Origin of the sequence: Agromyces sp. Leaf222 (assembly GCF_001421565.1) — a bacterium.
In the GTDB taxonomy this organism is placed as follows: Bacteria; Actinomycetota; Actinomycetes; order Actinomycetales; family Microbacteriaceae; genus Agromyces.
The window spans coordinates 2,317,844-2,334,208 of record NZ_LMKQ01000001.1 but is presented as its reverse complement, the minus strand read 5'-3'; the positions used below and the strand labels follow the sequence as shown (position 1 = coordinate 2,334,208).

13 protein-coding genes are annotated in these 16,365 nt (G+C 69.7%); 10 read left to right on the top strand and 3 right to left on the bottom strand.

Annotation, left to right across the window (positions count from 1 at the left end):
- Positions 1 to 76: 76 nt before the first annotated feature.
- Both hxlB and hxlA read left to right on the top strand, forming a co-directional pair.
- Positions 77 to 655, top strand: a complete 579-nt coding sequence (hxlB, locus tag ASE68_RS10350) for a 6-phospho-3-hexuloisomerase (RefSeq protein WP_055858042.1) — start codon at positions 77 to 79, stop codon at positions 653 to 655.
- A gap of 61 nt (positions 656 to 716) precedes the next feature.
- Positions 717 to 1,340 carry a 3-hexulose-6-phosphate synthase gene (gene hxlA / locus ASE68_RS10345; protein ID WP_055858039.1) on the top strand — a complete coding sequence of 208 codons (624 nt, stop codon included), beginning with the start codon at positions 717 to 719 and terminating at the stop codon, positions 1,338 to 1,340.
- Between the two features lie 51 nt (positions 1,341 to 1,391).
- Here hxlA and ASE68_RS10340 read toward each other — a convergent pair whose 3' ends face one another.
- Together ASE68_RS10340 and ASE68_RS10335 are read right to left on the bottom strand one after the other, a co-directional pair.
- Positions 1,392 to 2,312, bottom strand: a complete 921-nt coding sequence (locus ASE68_RS10340; RefSeq protein ID WP_055858036.1) for a LysR family transcriptional regulator — start codon at positions 2,310 to 2,312, stop codon at positions 1,392 to 1,394.
- A gap of 92 nt (positions 2,313 to 2,404) precedes the next feature.
- Positions 2,405 to 3,472, bottom strand: coding sequence for a LacI family DNA-binding transcriptional regulator (locus ASE68_RS10335; protein ID WP_082462354.1), 1,068 nt, complete (start codon positions 3,470 to 3,472; stop codon positions 2,405 to 2,407).
- A 190-nt stretch (positions 3,473 to 3,662) separates the two neighbouring features.
- Between ASE68_RS10335 and ASE68_RS10330 the strand changes: the two genes are divergently transcribed.
- The 5 genes from ASE68_RS10330 (at position 3,663) to ASE68_RS10310 (ending at position 11,730) form a co-directional block, all read left to right on the top strand.
- A complete protein-coding gene (locus ASE68_RS10330; RefSeq protein WP_055858034.1) occupies positions 3,663 to 4,970 on the top strand; it encodes an ABC transporter substrate-binding protein in 1,308 nt (435 codons plus the stop codon).
- A 72-nt stretch (positions 4,971 to 5,042) separates the two neighbouring features.
- The gene (locus ASE68_RS10325) at positions 5,043 to 5,927 is read left to right on the top strand and encodes a carbohydrate ABC transporter permease (RefSeq protein WP_055858032.1); all 885 of its coding nucleotides are present in this window, start codon (positions 5,043 to 5,045) and stop codon (positions 5,925 to 5,927) included.
- A gap of 3 nt (positions 5,928 to 5,930) precedes the next feature.
- Positions 5,931 to 6,797: a carbohydrate ABC transporter permease gene (locus ASE68_RS10320; protein WP_055858030.1), complete on the top strand. Its 867-nt coding sequence runs from the start codon at positions 5,931 to 5,933 to the stop codon at positions 6,795 to 6,797.
- The gene (locus tag ASE68_RS10315) at positions 6,794 to 9,445 is read left to right on the top strand and encodes a family 78 glycoside hydrolase catalytic domain (protein WP_082462163.1); all 2,652 of its coding nucleotides are present in this window, start codon (positions 6,794 to 6,796) and stop codon (positions 9,443 to 9,445) included. The genes ASE68_RS10320 and ASE68_RS10315 overlap by 4 nt, the downstream gene beginning before the upstream one ends.
- A complete protein-coding gene (locus ASE68_RS10310) occupies positions 9,442 to 11,730 on the top strand; it encodes a glycoside hydrolase family 3 C-terminal domain-containing protein (RefSeq protein WP_055858027.1) in 2,289 nt (762 codons plus the stop codon). The genes ASE68_RS10315 and ASE68_RS10310 overlap by 4 nt, the downstream gene beginning before the upstream one ends.
- Here ASE68_RS10310 and ASE68_RS10305 read toward each other — a convergent pair.
- The gene (locus ASE68_RS10305; protein WP_082462352.1) at positions 11,642 to 12,535 is read right to left on the bottom strand and encodes an IclR family transcriptional regulator; all 894 of its coding nucleotides are present in this window, start codon (positions 12,533 to 12,535) and stop codon (positions 11,642 to 11,644) included. The genes ASE68_RS10310 and ASE68_RS10305 overlap by 89 nt on opposite strands.
- A 120-nt stretch (positions 12,536 to 12,655) precedes the next feature.
- Between ASE68_RS10305 and ASE68_RS10300 the strand changes: the two genes are divergently transcribed.
- From ASE68_RS10300 to ASE68_RS10290, 3 genes are all read left to right on the top strand, one after another.
- Positions 12,656 to 13,627, top strand: a complete 972-nt coding sequence (locus ASE68_RS10300; RefSeq protein WP_055858024.1) for a PDR/VanB family oxidoreductase — start codon at positions 12,656 to 12,658, stop codon at positions 13,625 to 13,627.
- Positions 13,628 to 13,743: 116 nt separating this feature from the next.
- A complete protein-coding gene (locus tag ASE68_RS10295) occupies positions 13,744 to 14,958 on the top strand; it encodes a cytochrome P450 (protein WP_055858022.1) in 1,215 nt (404 codons plus the stop codon).
- A 108-nt stretch (positions 14,959 to 15,066) separates the two neighbouring features.
- Positions 15,067 to 16,311 (top strand): MFS transporter, encoded by a 1,245-nt coding sequence (locus ASE68_RS10290; protein WP_055858020.1) that lies wholly within the window; start codon positions 15,067 to 15,069, stop codon positions 16,309 to 16,311.
- Positions 16,312 to 16,365: the final 54 nt, after the last annotated feature.

Genomic DNA, 16,365 nt, shown 5'->3' with positions numbered 1-16,365 from the left:
AAGCCGTCCTTTCGGGTAGGCGTCACTGCTCCGACGGGTGGGGGATCCCGAGGTGCTGCGCACCGACGATGGGGAGATGGATCTCACCGAGGCCGGCGTCGGCTCGTCCCTGGAGCGCGTGCGGCGTGAACTCGACACCCTCGTCGAGGGCATCATCCTCGACGATCCTCTTGCGCTGGAGGCCTTCGCGGCCCTCATCACCGCGTCGCCGCGAGTCTTCGTGCTGGGAGCCGGCCGTTCCGGACTCGCGTTGCGGATGACCGCGATGCGGCTGATGCACCTCGGCATGGATGTGCACGTGGTCGGCGAGGTGACGACGCCGGGGATCGGATCCGGCGACCTGCTCCTCACCGCCAGCGGCTCGGGCACCACGGCCGGAATCGTGCGCGCCGCGCAGACGGCGGTCTCATCTGGTGCACGCGTCGCCGCGATCACGACAGCACCGGAATCGCCGCTGGCCGAGCTGGCCACCCGGATCATCGTCCTTCCGGCCGCCGGCAAGCTCGATCGCACCCGGGCAGCCTCCTCCCAGTACGCCGGAAGCCTGTTCGAACAGGCGGTCGTGATCCTGGGGGATGCGATCTTCGACGCGCTCTGGGTGCGCTCCGGCGCGACCGCCGACGAGCTCTGGCCGAGACACGCGAACCTCGAGTGACGAACGAACCTCGAGTGACGAACAGGCCACCGACCACCACCCAACCCACAGAAGGAAACCGATGAAACTGCAGTTCGCCATGGACACCCTGACCACCGAGGCCGCTCTGGAACTCGCCGCCGCCGCGGCGCCGCATGTCGACATCCTCGAGCTCGGTACGCCGTTGATCAAGAGCGCGGGCCTCTCCGCCATCACCGCCGTGAAGTCGGCGCATCCCGACAAGGTCGTGTTCGCCGACCTGAAGACCATGGACGCCGGCGAGCTCGAGGCCGACATCGCCTTCGCCGCAGGCGCGGACCTCGTGACCGTGCTCGGGTCGGCCGGGGACAGCACCATCGTGGGGGCGGTCAAGGCCGCGAAGAAGCACGGCAAGGGCATCGTCGTCGACCTGATCGGCGTGGCGGACAAGCCCGCGCGGGCGAAGGAGGTCGTGGCACTCGGGGTCGAGTTCGTCGAGATGCACGCCGGGTTGGACGAGCAGGCCGAGGCGGGCTTCACGTTCTCGACCCTGCTCAGGGACGGGGAGGCATCCGGCGTCCCGTTCTCGGTCGCCGGCGGCATCAACGCCACCACCATCGCCGCCGTGCAGCAGTCGGGTGCTCGGGTCGCGGTTGCCGGAGGTGCGATCTACGGTGCTCCCGACGTGGGCGCGGCGGCAGCCGAACTACGCGCTGCGATCGTCTAGGTCGGTTCGAGCGAGGGGGAGTCCCTCAATGGACGGACTCCCCATTCCGCATCACACGCTGCCGGCCAGGTCGGCGGCGACGGTCTCGACCATCGCCCGCAACCACCGGTGCCCGGCATCCTCGTCATGCGTCGGGCTCCACCAGAACGCCTGCCGGATCAGTGGGAGCTCGAGCGGCGACGCGACCACCGTCACGTCCGGTCGGTCCATGAAGCGGGCCGCGAGGGATCCGGGCACGAACGCGACCCGATCGGTGCCCGCGACCATGTCGGGCAGGGTGAGGAAGCTTCGCGTGACGACCTCGGTCCGCGGGTACACGCCGAGCGTGTGGAGCTGACGTGTCGCGCTCGTCACAGCGGTGCGACCGCTGTACGTGACCGCCCATGGGCGGACGCCGAGCGCGTCGACGGTCAGCTCCGCGGCATCGGCGCCATCCTCTGGTGCCGAGACGATGCAGGCCCAGGGGTCGACGAACAGGTCGAGGTGCTCGGCATGCTCGAAGTAGCCGTGCGGCAGGAAGAGGCCATCGATCTCTCGAAGGGAGTCCGGCGCATTGTCGACGACGTCGTCCTGGACGTGTTCGAACCGCAACTGGGTGTCGGGCGCGGCCGCCGCGACGGCCCTGGCGAGCGGCGCACCGAAGACGGCGGCGACGTAGTCGGAGCAGACCAGCCTGAACTCGCGATGGCTCTCGGCGGGGCGGAATTCCGCCTGCGTGCCGAAGAGCTTGATGAGCGTGTTGGTCGCACCGCTGACCTCCGCGAGGAGTTCGGCCCCGAGGGTGCTGAGCACGTAGTGGTTGCCGGAACGGACCAGCAGTTCGTCGTTGAAGTGTCGGCGGAGCCGCGCGAGCGCAGCCGAGAGCGCAGGCTGGCTCATGAAGAGGCGTTCAGCCGCCCGGCTGACACCGCGCTCCTCGAGCAGCGCCTGCAGCGGAACGAGCAGGTTGAGATCGATCGAGGCGAGTTGCATCGGCCCGCGAGGACGTTCACCGCCGGCCTCGGTTCCGGCCGGTCGCCCTGTTCCATCCGTCACCATCGACGTGGTCCCTTCGTCGGCTCGACCTAACGCCCTGTGCTCCGTCGTACCACGAGCGAGGGTTCGAGTCGAACCGCACGATGCTCGTGGTCTCCGGAATCGATGTCATCGAGCAGCAGGCCGACCCCCGCGTAGCCGAGTTCGGTGCCCGGCTGGCTGATCGTGGAGATCGGGATCGGCGCATCCCATGCGGCCTGGTTGTTGTCGTACCCGATCACGCCGACGGATGCCGGCACCGAGAGCCCCGCGGTCTCGGTGAACGCCTGCACGATGCCGGCGGCGAGCAGGTCGGATGCGGCAACGACGCCGTCGATCTCGCCCGACGCGACCCGGGGCGCGAGACGTCGGCCGACCTGCCATCCGTCGGCCCGATTGATGCCGTCGGGCGAGAGCTCGTCGACGGGGCGCACGCCGGCGGCCGCGAGGGTGCGCCGGAAGCCCTCTCGTCGCTCGGCGACCGGCTGCAACGCGTTCGGACCGCCGACGAACACCAGCCTGGAACGTCCGGTGTCAAGGAGGTGCTGCGTCGCCAGGCGGCCGCCGGCTTCGTTGTCGAAGTACGCGCTGCAGAACGCCGCGGCGTCGGCATGGAAGTTGAGCAGCGTGAGGACGGTGGCGCGAGCGCGCCGAGTCGACAGGGCACGGTAGTGCGTCTCGTCGTTCAGGGTCAGCAGGGTGCCGAGCACGCGGGATTCGGTGAAGAGCTCGACGTAGCGGTCTTCGCGCTCGAGCCGGCCGTCGGCGTTCGCCACGAGCAACGACAGGCCACGCTCCTCGGCCGCCTGCTCCGCGCCGCGGGCGATGTCGACGAAGAGCGAGTTGCCGAGGTCGGAGAGGACCAGTCCGATCGACCTCGTGCGGCCGGCCGCGAGCGAGCGCGCGGCCCCGTTCGGCACGTAGCCGAGCATCGAGATGGCCCGCTCGACGCGGTCGATCGTCTCGGCGGCGACGCGTTCGCGGTGGTTCAGGACGTTCGACACGGTCGACTGGGAGACACCCGCGAGGGAGGCGACATCGGCGATGCCCGCGGTGCCGGTGCTCGTCGCGCCGGATGGCCTCTGGCCGCCGTGGCTCGTCGTCGAGGTGATCGTCATGAGCACAGCGTACGCGATCGTTGCAGCGTTCCAAACCGCGCGATGTCGGGGCTATCCATGCCCGTGATAGGAGGTATCAGGATGCCCATGCCCGAAATCACGCCTTCTCCGAGGCGGCGCCCTCGACATCCGCTTAGCATCCTCTTGCAGCGCTACAACTCGATGGCGCGGCCGCATTCAAGGAGGAACTGTGACCACAGCACGCAACCGAGCGCGACGATTCGTACCGCTCATCGCAGGACTGGGAGCCACCGCGCTCCTGCTGACCGCCTGTTCGGGCGACAGCGGCGGCGGCGAGACCACGGCGCCGACCGACCTCACGTACTTGTCGTTCGCCGAGAACACGAGCATCCAGGACACGCTGACCTCGCTCAGCACCGGCAGCTGCTCGACGGAGAACGAGGCGCTCCCGCTCGACATCACCACCCAGCCGCAGGCCAGCTACGACCAGCAGCTCCAGCTGCTCGCCGGCCAGAACGCCCTCCCGGTGCTCTTCGCCAGCGGCAACTCGCCGCAGGTCGCCAAGGACCTCAACGACGGCGGCAAGCTCGTCGATGTCGACGCGGCCCTCGAGGAGCTCGACCAGACCGACGCGATCATCCCCGCAGCCCGCTCCACCATCGAGGCCCTCTACGGCGGAGACGTCTACGTGCTCCCGACCGAGTTCAACGTCGAGGGCATCTGGTACAACAAGCAGCTCTTCGCCGAGAACGGCATCGACGAGCCGACCACCTGGGACGAGCTCACCGACGCTGCGGCGAAGCTGAGCGCGGCGGGCGTCACGGCGTTCTCCGCAGACGGTCAGGACGGCTGGCCGCTCACGCGTCTCGTGGGCAACTACCTGTTCCGCACCATCGGCCCGGATGCCCTGCAGAAGGTCATCGACGGCGAGGCCTCGCTCACCGACCCCGAATACGTCGAAGCGGCGGCGGCGGTCGCCGACCTCGGCAAGGCAGGCTACTTCGGCCCGTCGGTCGGCTCGATCGACTACATGACCGCGGTCAACCAGTTCCTCACGGGTGAAGCCGGCATGTTCTACATGGGCAGCTGGATCCTCGCGAACTTCAACGACCCCGCGCAGAACCAGATCGGTGCCGAGAACATCGGGTTCATGCCGTTCCCCGAGGTCGAGGGCGGCGCAGGCAGCCGTGACCAGCTCGCCGCCAACGTCGGCGTGCCGCTCGCGCTCTCCAAGGCGAGCTACTCCGACGACGTCTCCGCATGGCTCGGCTGCTTCGCCGAGAACTTCGGCTCGACCTCGCTCGGCGAGCAGGGCGTCATCACCGGCTTCGCCGTGAACGAGCCCGTCGAAGACCTGCCGCCGCTCACGCAGGCCGTGCAGGAGCGCATCGACGAGACGACCCAGAGCGTGCTCTGGTTCGAGGCGCTGTTCAACGCGAAGGCGGCCACGACGAGCCAGACCAACGCGTCGCAGCTGGTCACCGGTGCGATCACGCCCGAGAAGTTCATGGAGATGGTCCAGGCGGACCTGAAGTAACACCCCACCCGAAGAGGCCGAGGGTCGCGCCCCGCGCGACCCTCGGCCCACATCTCGACCGAAAGCAACTCTGTGAACCGCGTACTCGGCGACTGGCGCGCCATCCTTGTCCTGCTGGGCCCCGCCCTGCTCGTCTACACCCTCGTGATGCTGGTGCCGATCTTCTGGTCGCTCGGCTACACGGTGTTCGAGGGCAACCCGATCACGGGCTTCGAATTCGTCGGTCTCAACAACTTCGCAACCTTGTTCACGGACCCGAAGATCGCCGATGCCCTCGTCTTCACCCTCAAGTACGCGGTCGTCCTGACCATCGCGCAGGTCGGCTTCGGCTACCTGCTCGCCCTCATCTACGTGTTCTGGCTCCGCAAGGCGTCGAGCCTCATCCGCACCCTCGCGTTCTTCCCCGTCGTGCTGCCGACCGTCGCCGTGGCGCTGCTCTTCCAGGAGCTGTTCAAGATCGCCCCGCAGAACGGCCTCGTCAACGACCTGCTGAACCTCGTCGGCATCCAGTCGGTCGACTGGTTCGCGTCGCCCGACACCGCGTTCCTCGTGCTCATCCTCATGGACCTCTGGCGCTCGATGGGCTTCTACGCCGTGCTGCTCTACGCCGGCCTGGTCGACATCCCCGACGACCTGTTCGAGTCCGCGCGCCTCGACGGTGCATCCGGCTGGCGCCTCGTTCGGCACATCGTGATCCCGCTGTCGCTGCCCGTGCTGCTCTCCTCGATCATCTTCAGCGTCAACGGCACCCTCAAGGTCTTCGACTCGGTGCTCGCGCTCACCAACGGCGGTCCGGGCAACACGACCACGCCGCTCACGCTGTACATGTACCAGACGTCCTTCACATACGGCGAGTACGGGTACGGAAGCTCGATCGCGTTGCTGCTGACGATCATCTGCCTGCTCGTCACGATCTTCATCTTCCGTTCCTCGCGCCGCGATCTGACCAAGGGCTGAACCATGACCGCCACCTTCACCGATCGCTCGCCCCGCTTCATCCGGATCGTGCGACGCATCCCCGTCTGGATCATCGTCGGCATCCTCCTCGTCGTCGTGGTCTACCCGCTCTTCTGGCTGCTCACCGGCTCGCTGAAGACGCAGGAGGAGTTCCTGAACAACCCGACCTGGGCGCTGCCGGAGGACTGGACCAACTTCGACAACTACGTCGAGGCGTGGACCACCGGCAACCTCGCGGTCTACATCCGCAACAGCGTGCTCGCGGTCGTCCCGGCACTCTTCCTCACGATCGTCTTCGGCGTCGCGGCCGGCTTCGCGCTCGAGGTCATGGTCTGGAAGGGCCGTGGGCCGGTGCTGCTGGCATTCCTCGCGGGCATCATGATCCCGGGCCAGATGATCCTGCTCCCGCTCTTCACCATCTACTTCCGTGCCGGCCTCACCGGGACGCTCTGGCCGCTCATCATCACGTACACGGCGATCGGCCTACCGTTGACCGTGTTCATGATGGCCACCTACTTCCGCAGCGTTCCGCGTGAGATCTTCGAGGCCGCGACCCTCGACGGGGCCAACATCTTCCGGATGTTCTGGACCATCGGGTTCCCGCTCGTGCGGAACGCGATCTTCACCGTCGCCCTGGTGCAGTTCTTCTTCATCTGGAACGACCTGCTCATCGCCCTGACGTTCACGACCCGCGACGACCTGCGCACCATCCAGGTCGGTCTCCTGAACTTCACCGGGCAGTTCGGCCAGATCCAGTACGGACCCACGTTCGCGGCGATCGCCGTCAACGTCATCGGCACGCTCGCGATCTACCTCTTCCTCAACCAGCGCGTGATGAAGGGCCTCACGGCCGGCTCGGTGAAGGGATGACCGGGGTCGAGGGCCTCCGGCTCGAGCACGACGCCCCGACGCTCGGCATCGGCGTCGCGGCCCCGCGCCTGAGCTGGGCCGTCGGCGGTGAGCTCGCGCAGCGCGCGTACGAAGCCGAGGTGAGCTTCGTCGGCAGTGACGAGTCGACGACGATCTTCGTCGATTCCGCCGACACGCTCTTCCAACCATGGCCCGCGCGCCCGCTCCGGTCCCGCGAAGCCGCCGAGGTGCGCGTTCGCACCCATCTCGTCGGAGTCGAGGTACCCACCGCGTGGAGCCGGCCGGTTCGCGTCGAGGCCGGCCTTCTCGATGCCGCTGACTGGGTGGTCGAATGGGTCTCCCCGTCGCTGCATACGCCGCAAGACGGCGCACGACCGGCGACGCTTCTCCGTGCGGAGCTCGAGCTCGTCGGCCGGGTGCGCCGGGCACGGGTGTACGTGACGGCCCACGGGGTCTACGACCTCGAGGTGAACGGCACCGCGGCATCCGACGAGGTGCTCGCGCCCGGATGGTCCAGCTACCGTCACCGCCTCCGCTATCGCACGGTCGACATCACCGAGAGGTTGGCCGACGGGCGGAATGCGATCGGCGCGTGGCTCGCTGACGGCTGGTACCGCGGCCGGCTCGGGTTCAACGGCGGTCTCTGGGACAACTACGGCACGGATGTCTCGCTCCTGCTGCAGTTGGAGGTCGAGGACGATCTCGGTGCACGCGTCGTGCCGTTGCACTGGACGCAGTCGCCGGCGCCCATCGTCGCCACCGGGCTCTACGAGGGCGAACGCCACGACGCTCGCCTCGAGCAGGCCGGTTGGTCGGCACCCGGGTTCGACGCAGAGGAATGGAGCGCCACCGACATCCTGCCTCGACGCCGCTTCACCGCTGAACTCGAAGCTCCGACCGGCCCGCCGGTCCGCGTGATCGAGGCGATCCATCCGGTCGCCGCGGAACGACGCGACGACGGCCGCCTCCTGCTCGACTTCGGCCAGAACATCGCGGGCAAGCTCCGCCTCACCGTTGCGGGCCTGCCGGGGGAGTCCGTGACGCTTCGGCACGCGGAGGTGCTCGACGGGGGAGAGCTCGCTCTCCGCCCGCTCCGCTCGGCCACGTCCGAGGACGAGTATGTGTTCGCCACCGACGAGCCCGTGACCTGGACTCCGAGGTTCACGCTGCACGGATTCCGGTACGCCGAGATCACCGGATGGCCGGCCGACGCCGGCACCGACGGGATCGAGGCCCTCGTGGTCCACTCCGACATGCGCCGAACGGGCTGGTTCGAGACCGACCACGACCTGCTCGACCGCTTCCACGAGAACGTGGTCTGGAGCATGCGCGACAACTTCGTCGACCTGCCCACCGACTGCCCCCAGCGCGACGAACGGCTCGGCTGGAGCGGCGACATCCAGGTCTTCGCCCCCACCGCAGCACATCTGTTCGACGCCACCGGCGTGCTCGAGAACTGGCTCAGGGACCTCGCCGCCGAGCAGCGGGAGACCGGGTCGGTGCTCAACTTCCATCCCTGGATCGACTGCGGCTTCCCGGTGGACCCCGCTGCGGCTTGGGGCGATGCGGCGGTCATCGTGCCGTGGACGCTCTACCGCCGGACCGGGGACCTCGAACTCCTGCGCACGCATTTCGAGAGCATGGGGGCGTGGGTCGACCAGGTCTTCGCGCTCACGCACGAGACCGGCCATTGGAACGAGGGCTTCCAGCTCGGCGACTGGCTCGATCCCGCTGCGCCGCCCGAGCGCCCGGGCGACTCTCGAACCGACGCCACCCTGGTCGCGACGGCCTACCACGCGCGGACTGCGCGGCTGGTGCTGGCCGCCGCAGAACTGCTCGGCGATACGGCCGCCGCGGCGCGCTACGCCCGCATCGCCGACCTCGCGACGACGGCGTTCCGCACGAACTACGTCGCGCCCTCGGGCAGGGTCGTCAGCGACACGGTGACCGCCCTGTCGGTGGCGATCGCCTTCGAACTGCTCGAGGGCGACCAGTACCGCGAGGCGGGTGAGCGCCTCGCCGAACTCGTGGCCGAGGGCGACCACCTGATCGCCACCGGATTCGTCGGCACGCCGATCGTGTGCGATGCCCTCGCCTCGACCGGCCACCTCGACGACGCCTACCACCTGCTCCTCCGCACGGAGGCGCCGTCCTGGCTCTACGCGGTCACCATGGGCGCGACCACGGTCTGGGAGCGATGGGACAGCATGCTGCCCGACGGCAGCATCAACCCCGGCGAGATGACCTCGTTCAACCACTACGCCCTCGGGGCGGTGGCGGACTTCCTCCACCGGGTCGTCGGGGGACTGGCCGAAGTCGAGCCAGGCTATCGACGGGTGCGCATCGCACCGCGACCCGGCGGCGGTCTCGGACGCGCTTCGGTGCGCCACGACAGCCCGTTCGGCACGATCTCGTGCGAGTGGGCCCGGGAAGGCGGACGGATGATCGTCGACGTCCTGATCCCGGTCGGGGTCACGGCCGAGGTGGTCCTTCCGGATGGGACCGACCGCGTCGAGATCGTGGGGGCCGGCGCCCACCGGTTCGAGTTCGCCCATCGGGCACCCGAGGAGGACCCTTCGCGACCGCGAAGATGGAACATCCACAACCCCGAAGAGCGCGCACAGATGATCCTGGAGGGTTCGCGATGAACTCCGACGAGTTGGCGGACGCGAGGCCGACCGCAGGGGCGCTCGCCGCCGACCTCCTTCTCGAAGAGGCGGCGAGCCTGCTTTCGGGTGCCGACTTCGCATCGACGAAGGCCCTGCCGGAGCGCGGCATCCGCGCCGTGATGATGACCGACGGGTCCAACGGCGTCGCGATGAACCTGCCGGACTGGTCGGGCAAGGTGCCGGCCACCTGCTTCCCGACGTCGTCGGCGATGGCGTCGACGTGGGACCCCGAGCTCGTCGAGCGAGTCGCAGGCGCGATCGCCGACGAGGCGCGTGCCGCCGGTGCCGACGTGCTGTTGAGCCCCGGCATGAACCTCAAGCGTTCCCCCCTCGGCGGCCGCAACTTCGAGTACTTCTCCGAAGACCCCCTGCTCACGGCCCGCCTCGCAGCGGCGTTCGTCCGCGGTGTGCAGGCCGCGGGTGTCGGGGCTTGCGTCAAGCACTTCGTCGCGAACAACCAGGAGACCGACCGGATGCGCGTGAGCGCCGAGGTCTCCGAACGCGCCCTGCGGGAGCTCTATCTCGCCGCCTTCGAAGCGGTCGTCACCGAGGCGAAGCCCTGGCTCGTGATGGCGTCCTACAACCGGGTCAACGGCTCCTACGTGAGCGAAGACCGACGCCTGCTCACCGGCATCCTGCGCGACGAATGGGGCTTCGACGGGGTCGTGGTCTCCGACTGGGGCGCGGTCGAGGACCGGGTCCGTGCGGTCAGCGCCGGTCTCGACCTCGAGATGCCGTCGACCTCAGGGGCATCCGACGCGCAGGTCGTCGAGGCGGTGCGAGCGGGCGTGCTCGACGAGTCCGTCGTGCGTCGGTCCGCCGAACGGGTCATCGCACTCGGCGAACGGGTCTCGGCGCGAGTCGACGCGCGCCCGGTCGACCGCGAACGTGCCGCCGCGCTCGCCGTCGAGGCGGCGCGGAAGGCCGCCGTGCTCGTCAGGAACGAGCACGAGACGCTGCCCCTGGGCGGCGCCGCTCGGGTCGGCGTCATCGGCGCCCTCGCCGACGAGCCTCGGATCCAGGGCGCTGGAAGCGCCGGCGTCAATGCTCCCGCGGCCGGTTCGATCGTCGAGGCGCTCCGCCCGCTCGTCGGCGCCGTGGATCACGCGCCCGGGTACCTGCCCGATGCCGTGACGACGAGCGATGAACTGCTCGCCGAGGCGGTCCGCGTCGCCGCGGCATCCGACGTCGCCGTGGTCGTCGTCGGACTGCCCGAGACGGCGGAATCGGAGGGCTACGACCGCACCACGATCGACTTGCCCGAGGCGCAGGTCCGCCTGATCAGCCGGGTCGCCCTGGCTGCTCCGCGCACGGTGGTCGTCGTGATCGCCGGCGGCGTGGTCTCCCTCGAGCCATGGCGACCCTCCGTCGACGCGATCCTCCTCGCGGGCCTTGCGGGACAGGGCGTCTCCACCGCGCTCGCAGACCTGCTCGTCGGGGCTGCAGCCCCCTCCGGGCGGCTCGCGGAGACGATGCCCCTCGCACTCGCGGACACCCCGAGCTACCTGAGCTTTCCCGGCGAAGGCGGCCGCAGCGTGTACGGCGAGGGCGTCTTCGTCGGATACCGCGGTCACGACGTCGCCGGGTCGCCGGTCGCGTACCCCTTCGGCCACGGCCTGACCTACACGACCTTCGAATTCGAGGATGCGATGGTCACGCCCGACGGCTCCGGATGGGTGGCGACCGCGACCGTTCGCAACACCGGCGAGCGGGCCGGTCGTGCCGTGGTGCAGGTGTACGTCTCACCGCCGGCGTCGCCGGTGCGCCGACCCGTTCACAAGCTCGCCGCGTTCGCGGCCGTTGAACTCGAGCCGGGGGCGACCGGATCCGTTTCGGTTCGCGTCGACCGTCGTTCCGTGGAGCGATGGGATGAGGTGGGCGGCGGATGGGTCGTCGACGGGGGCGCACACGGGTTCGACTTCGCGGCGTCGTCACGCGACATCCGCCGCACCGTGCTCGTCGAGATCGCCGGAACGGAGGTCGCCGCGCCGCTCACCCGGCACTCGACCCTGGTCGAATGGCTCGACCACCCCGTCGCCGGCGTGCTGCTGCTCGACGAGCTTCGCACGGCGGATCCGACCGGCGCGACGATCGGCATGCTGACGAATCCGACGGCGGTGCTCATGATCGGCGGGCTTCCGATCCACCGGCTCGCGGTCGACGCCGGCAACGCCCTCAGCGAGGAGTTGCTCGAGCGGGTACGGTCCGCGACCGTCGGTTCGTCGGACCGGCCAGGTACTGCATCGACTCGTCCGACGAGCTGACGAGCGCGCGGTAGCGTCCGCCGGGGCTCGCCTCGGGGTGGGTCTGCGGCAGCGCTGCCGCGCGGAGTGCTGCCGAGATGCGCTCGGCGGCCGACTGCAGCGACTCGACGAGCGGCATCCATGGTGCGTCGTCGTTCGGCACGACCGCGCCGACGGACGCGACGGTCTCGCCGGCTGCGCCCGTGACCGGCACCGCGATGCCGCGGGCGCTCGGGTGGATGTACCCGTCGGCGACGGCGAAGCGCTGCGTGCGAACGCGGTGGAGGACACGGCGCAGCTCCGCGGCATCCACGATGGTTGCGTCGGTGAGGGAGCGCAGGGGGCCGGCCAGCACCTCGTCGCGGGTGGCGGCATCGGCGTCGGCCAGCAGCACGAGGCCCGCGGCCGAGGCATGCAGGGGGAGGCGTCCGCCGATGATCGTCGCGTTCACGACGGCGTCGCGGCTCGACAGCCGTTCGAGGAAGAGCACGTCGCCGCCGCTCAGGATGCCGAGCTGCACGTGCTGTCCGAGCGCGCCATGCACCGCTTGGAGATGCGGCATGGCGATCTCGCGCAGTCCCAGGGCGCCCGGCGTCCGACAGGCGAGCTCCCAGAGGCGCACCCCGAGGCGATAGCTGCGGTCGGCGCCGCGTTCGACGAGCCGCTGCTCCTCGAGGTCGGCGAGCAGCGCGTGCGTGGTGCCGATCGGCAGCCCGCTGCGTCTCGAGAGTTCGGAGAGGCTGAGGAACGGGGAGTCGATGCTGAACGCGTCGAGCAGCTGCAGCTGGCGACTCAGCGTCGATCGGCCTGCGGATGCGCGTGCCATCATGCCTCCTTCGTGCGTCGAGCCTAGTTGGTTTTCGATTGATTCGAAATCGCCCACAATCGAGCTCGCACCCGACCTACCGTGTCCCTACCGATCGTCGACGAAGACAGGGAGGCAGCGATGACGCTGATCGAGACCGGGGACGACGTGCTGGTGGTCGCCGCGAAGACGAAGGTCGCCGACGGTGTCGTCTCCCTCGTGCTGCAACGTCGCGATGGAGGTCGCCTCCCCGACTGGACCCCCGGTGCACATCTCGACCTCGTGCTGCCCGATGGCACCACTCGCCAGTACTCCCTGCACGGCGACCCCCGTGAGGCCTCCATCTACCGCATCGCCGTCCTCCGCGAGGCCGGCGGCAGCGGTGGATCGCGCTACGTCCATGACGAGCTCCGTGAGGGCGACGCGGTCGGGTTCGGCGGCCCGCGCAACAACTTCCGCCTGACCCCCGCACCCGCGTTCGCGTTCGTCGCCGGTGGCATCGGCATCACGCCGTTGCTCCCGATGCTGCGCGCGGCGACGCTGCTCGGCTCCGACTGGCGGCTGCTCTACATCGGCCGCTCGCGTGCCCGGATGGCCTTCCTCGACGAACTCGCGCGGTACGGCGAGCGGGTCACGATTCGTGCCTCCGACGAGCACGGGCCCACCGACATCCGTTCATGGCTCGAGACGGGGCCGGATGCCGCAGCGATGCCGCAGACGAAGGTCTACGCGTGCGGTCCCGCACGCCTGACCGAGGCCGTCTCGCAGCTCGCCGCCGAGCGGAGGCCCGGATGGACCAGGGTCGAGCGCTTCGCGGCGGCCGACCGAGGTGAGCCGGCACGCACGACGCCGTTCGAGGTGGAGGTCGCCGGCTCCGGGCGGAGCATCCGCGTGGCGCCGGGTGTTGCGGTCGCCGACGCGCTGCGGAGCGCCGGTTTCGACCTGCTCACGTCGTGCTCGCGCGGCGTCTGCGGCACGTGCGAGACGAGCATCGTGGCCGGCGTGCCCGACCACCGCGACTCGATCCTCGACGACGCGGAGCGCGCAGACGGCACCTGCTTCTTCCCGTGCGTCTCGAGGGCGAAGAGCGACCGCCTCGTGATCTCCCTCTGACGCGCCGCGCCTCCGATGGTCGACCGGGACGACTGGCCGACCCGACGACCGACCACCGCGACATCCGACCCGACGACCGACCCACCGCGACATCCGCCTCGACGAAGAGAGCCCTGATGACCACCCGTACGCCACCGCCCGCCACGGCGATTCCCACCACCGACGAGGACCCGTTCAGCCGGGAGGTCCTCGCCGACCCGCTTCCCTTCCAGCATCGTCTTCGCGAAGCGGGGGAGGTGGTGCTCCTCGAGCGCTACGGCGTCTACGCGATGGGTCGTTACGAGACCGTGCGCGAGGCGCTCCTCGACTGGCAGGGGTTCGAGTCCTCGGCCGGCGTCGGCATCACCGACTTCCGAAGCGAGGCGCCGTGGCGGCCGCCGAGCCTGCTCCTCGAGGCCGACCCTCCGCATCACGATGCGCCGCGGTCGGTGCTCGAGAAGATCCTGGGCCCGCGCGAACTCCGGGAGCTGGCTCCCCGCTGGCAGGCCGACGCGGATGAGCTCGTCGACGAGGTGCTCGCGCGAGGCACGGAGTTCGACGCCGTCGAGGCGTTCGCAGAGGCCTTCCCGCTCCGCGTGTTCCCCGACGCCGTCGGGATCCCCGCCGAGGGCCGGGAACACCTGCTGCCCTACGGCGACCACCTGTTCAACAGCTTCGGGCCCGAGAACTTCCTCGTGCGGCACGGAGCGCCGCAGATCGGCGAGCACTCGGCCTGGGTGAACGAGCAGTGCGCGCGCGATCGCCTCAGTCCCGGCGGCTTCGGTTCTGCGATCTGGGCCGCCGCCGACCGCGGCGACCTGACCGCCGACCAGGCCCCGCTCATCGTGCGGTCGCTGCTCTCGGCCGGCGTTGACACCACGGTGCACGCCATCGGCGCGGTGCTCCACGCGTTCGCGACGCATCCGGACGCGTGGGCGCAGCTCCGCGCCCAGCCGGCGCTGGCGCGCGTGGCCTTCGACGAGGCGATCAGGCTCGAGGCGCCCGTGCAGACGTTCTTCCGGACGACCACGCGGGACATCGAACTCGGGGGAGTGCGGATCCCGGCCCGCCGCAAGATCCTGATGTTCCTGGGTTCGGCCAACTCCGACCCGAGGCGTTGGGAGGCCCCCGAGCGGTTCGACCTCTCCCGCGACCCCTCCGGCCACGTCGGGTTCGGCATGGGCATCCACCAGTGCGTCGGCCAGCACGTCGCGCGGCTCGAAGCGGTGTCCCTCATCACAGCGCTGGCGCGACGGGTCGCGTCGGTCCAGCTCATCGGAACCCCGGAGCGCCACCTGAACAATACGCTCCGGGCGTGGAAGCGCATGCCGATGCGCGTCGTGCTCGCATGAGCGACGACCGTGGAGCGGAGGTCGACGGGACTCCCGCCGAGTACGAGGCGCCGGCCGGATGAGTCAGGCGATCTCCGTCCTGGAGCGCACCCGCGCCGGTGCGACGTGATGGGCCACCGCGCCGCTGAACGACGAACGGACCCCACTCACCGTCGTGCAGGAGCCTCGCAGGCCGCCCCGCTCCTCGCGGGCAGTTGCATGCCGGTTCTGGGATCCGTGCTGATCACCCCGGTGCTGCCGCAGCTCTCGGAGCACTTCGGGGACGTGCCGGCTTCGGAGGTCCTCGTTCCCATGATCGTGGCCCTCCCGGCCCTGATGATCGCGGTCTTCGCGCCGTTCGCCGGGCAGATCGTCGATCGATTCGGCCGGAAGCCGCTCCTGTTCTGGGCGCTGATCGCCTACGCCGTGGTGGGAACGGTGCCCGCCTGGGTCGACGACTTGTCCGTGATCCTCGCCACGCGCGTGCTCGTCGGGATCTGCGAGGCGGCCATCATGACGGCCTGCACGACGCTGCTCGTGGACTACTTCCCCGGGGAGCGACGTCGCAACCGGTACCTCGCGCTGCAGACCGTGGTGACGACGCTCGCGGCGACGGCGTTCATCCTGCTCGGCGGTGCGCTCGGCTGGGCGGGCTGGCAGACGCCGTTCTGGGTGTACGCGGTGAGCCTGATCATCGCCTCGGTCATGTCGACGCTCCTCTGGGAGCCCACGGATGCCGATGCGGACGCCCGCATGATCGACGCCCACTCGACGACCCCCGGACGCTTCCGCGTCCGCGGCCGGATCCCGTGGGAACGGATCGGGGTTCCGCTCCTGGTCAGCGTCTTCGGCGGATTCACGTTCTACGTGATGGTGCTCGAGGTCGGCTATCTCGTGGTCGGAACCGGAGTCGCCGTCGACGACACGCACGTGATCGGCTGGGTCGCAGCGGTGTGTTCGCTCGCGACCGTCCTCGGCGGGCTGTCGTTCCCTCGCGTGTCCCGGTTGCCGCGGGGCGTCGTCCTTCCTGCGGCGTTCGTCATCCAGGCCGTGGGCATGCTGGTCGTCTGGCTCGTCCCGTCGGGCGGGGTCATCGTCGGAGCCGTCCTGGCGTCGTTCGGATCCGGGCTGCTCCTCCCGGGGCTGATCACCTGGGTCGTCGCCGCGGCGAACTTCGGCGATCGCGGTCGCATCACGGGCCTGTGGACCGCCGCCTTCTTCTTCGGCCAGTTCCTCACACCGGTCGGCATGGCCGCGTTGACGACGGGCGTCGGTTCGTTGACCGCTGCGGTCGGACTCGTGGGCATCGGCGCCGTCGTGATCGCCTTCGCGGTCGCCGCCGCCCTGCTCCCGTCGGCGTCCGAACCCGCCTGACCCCGGTTCGCCTCGTGCAACGGACGAGGCCGCCCGAGCCCGGTCTCCCGGGTC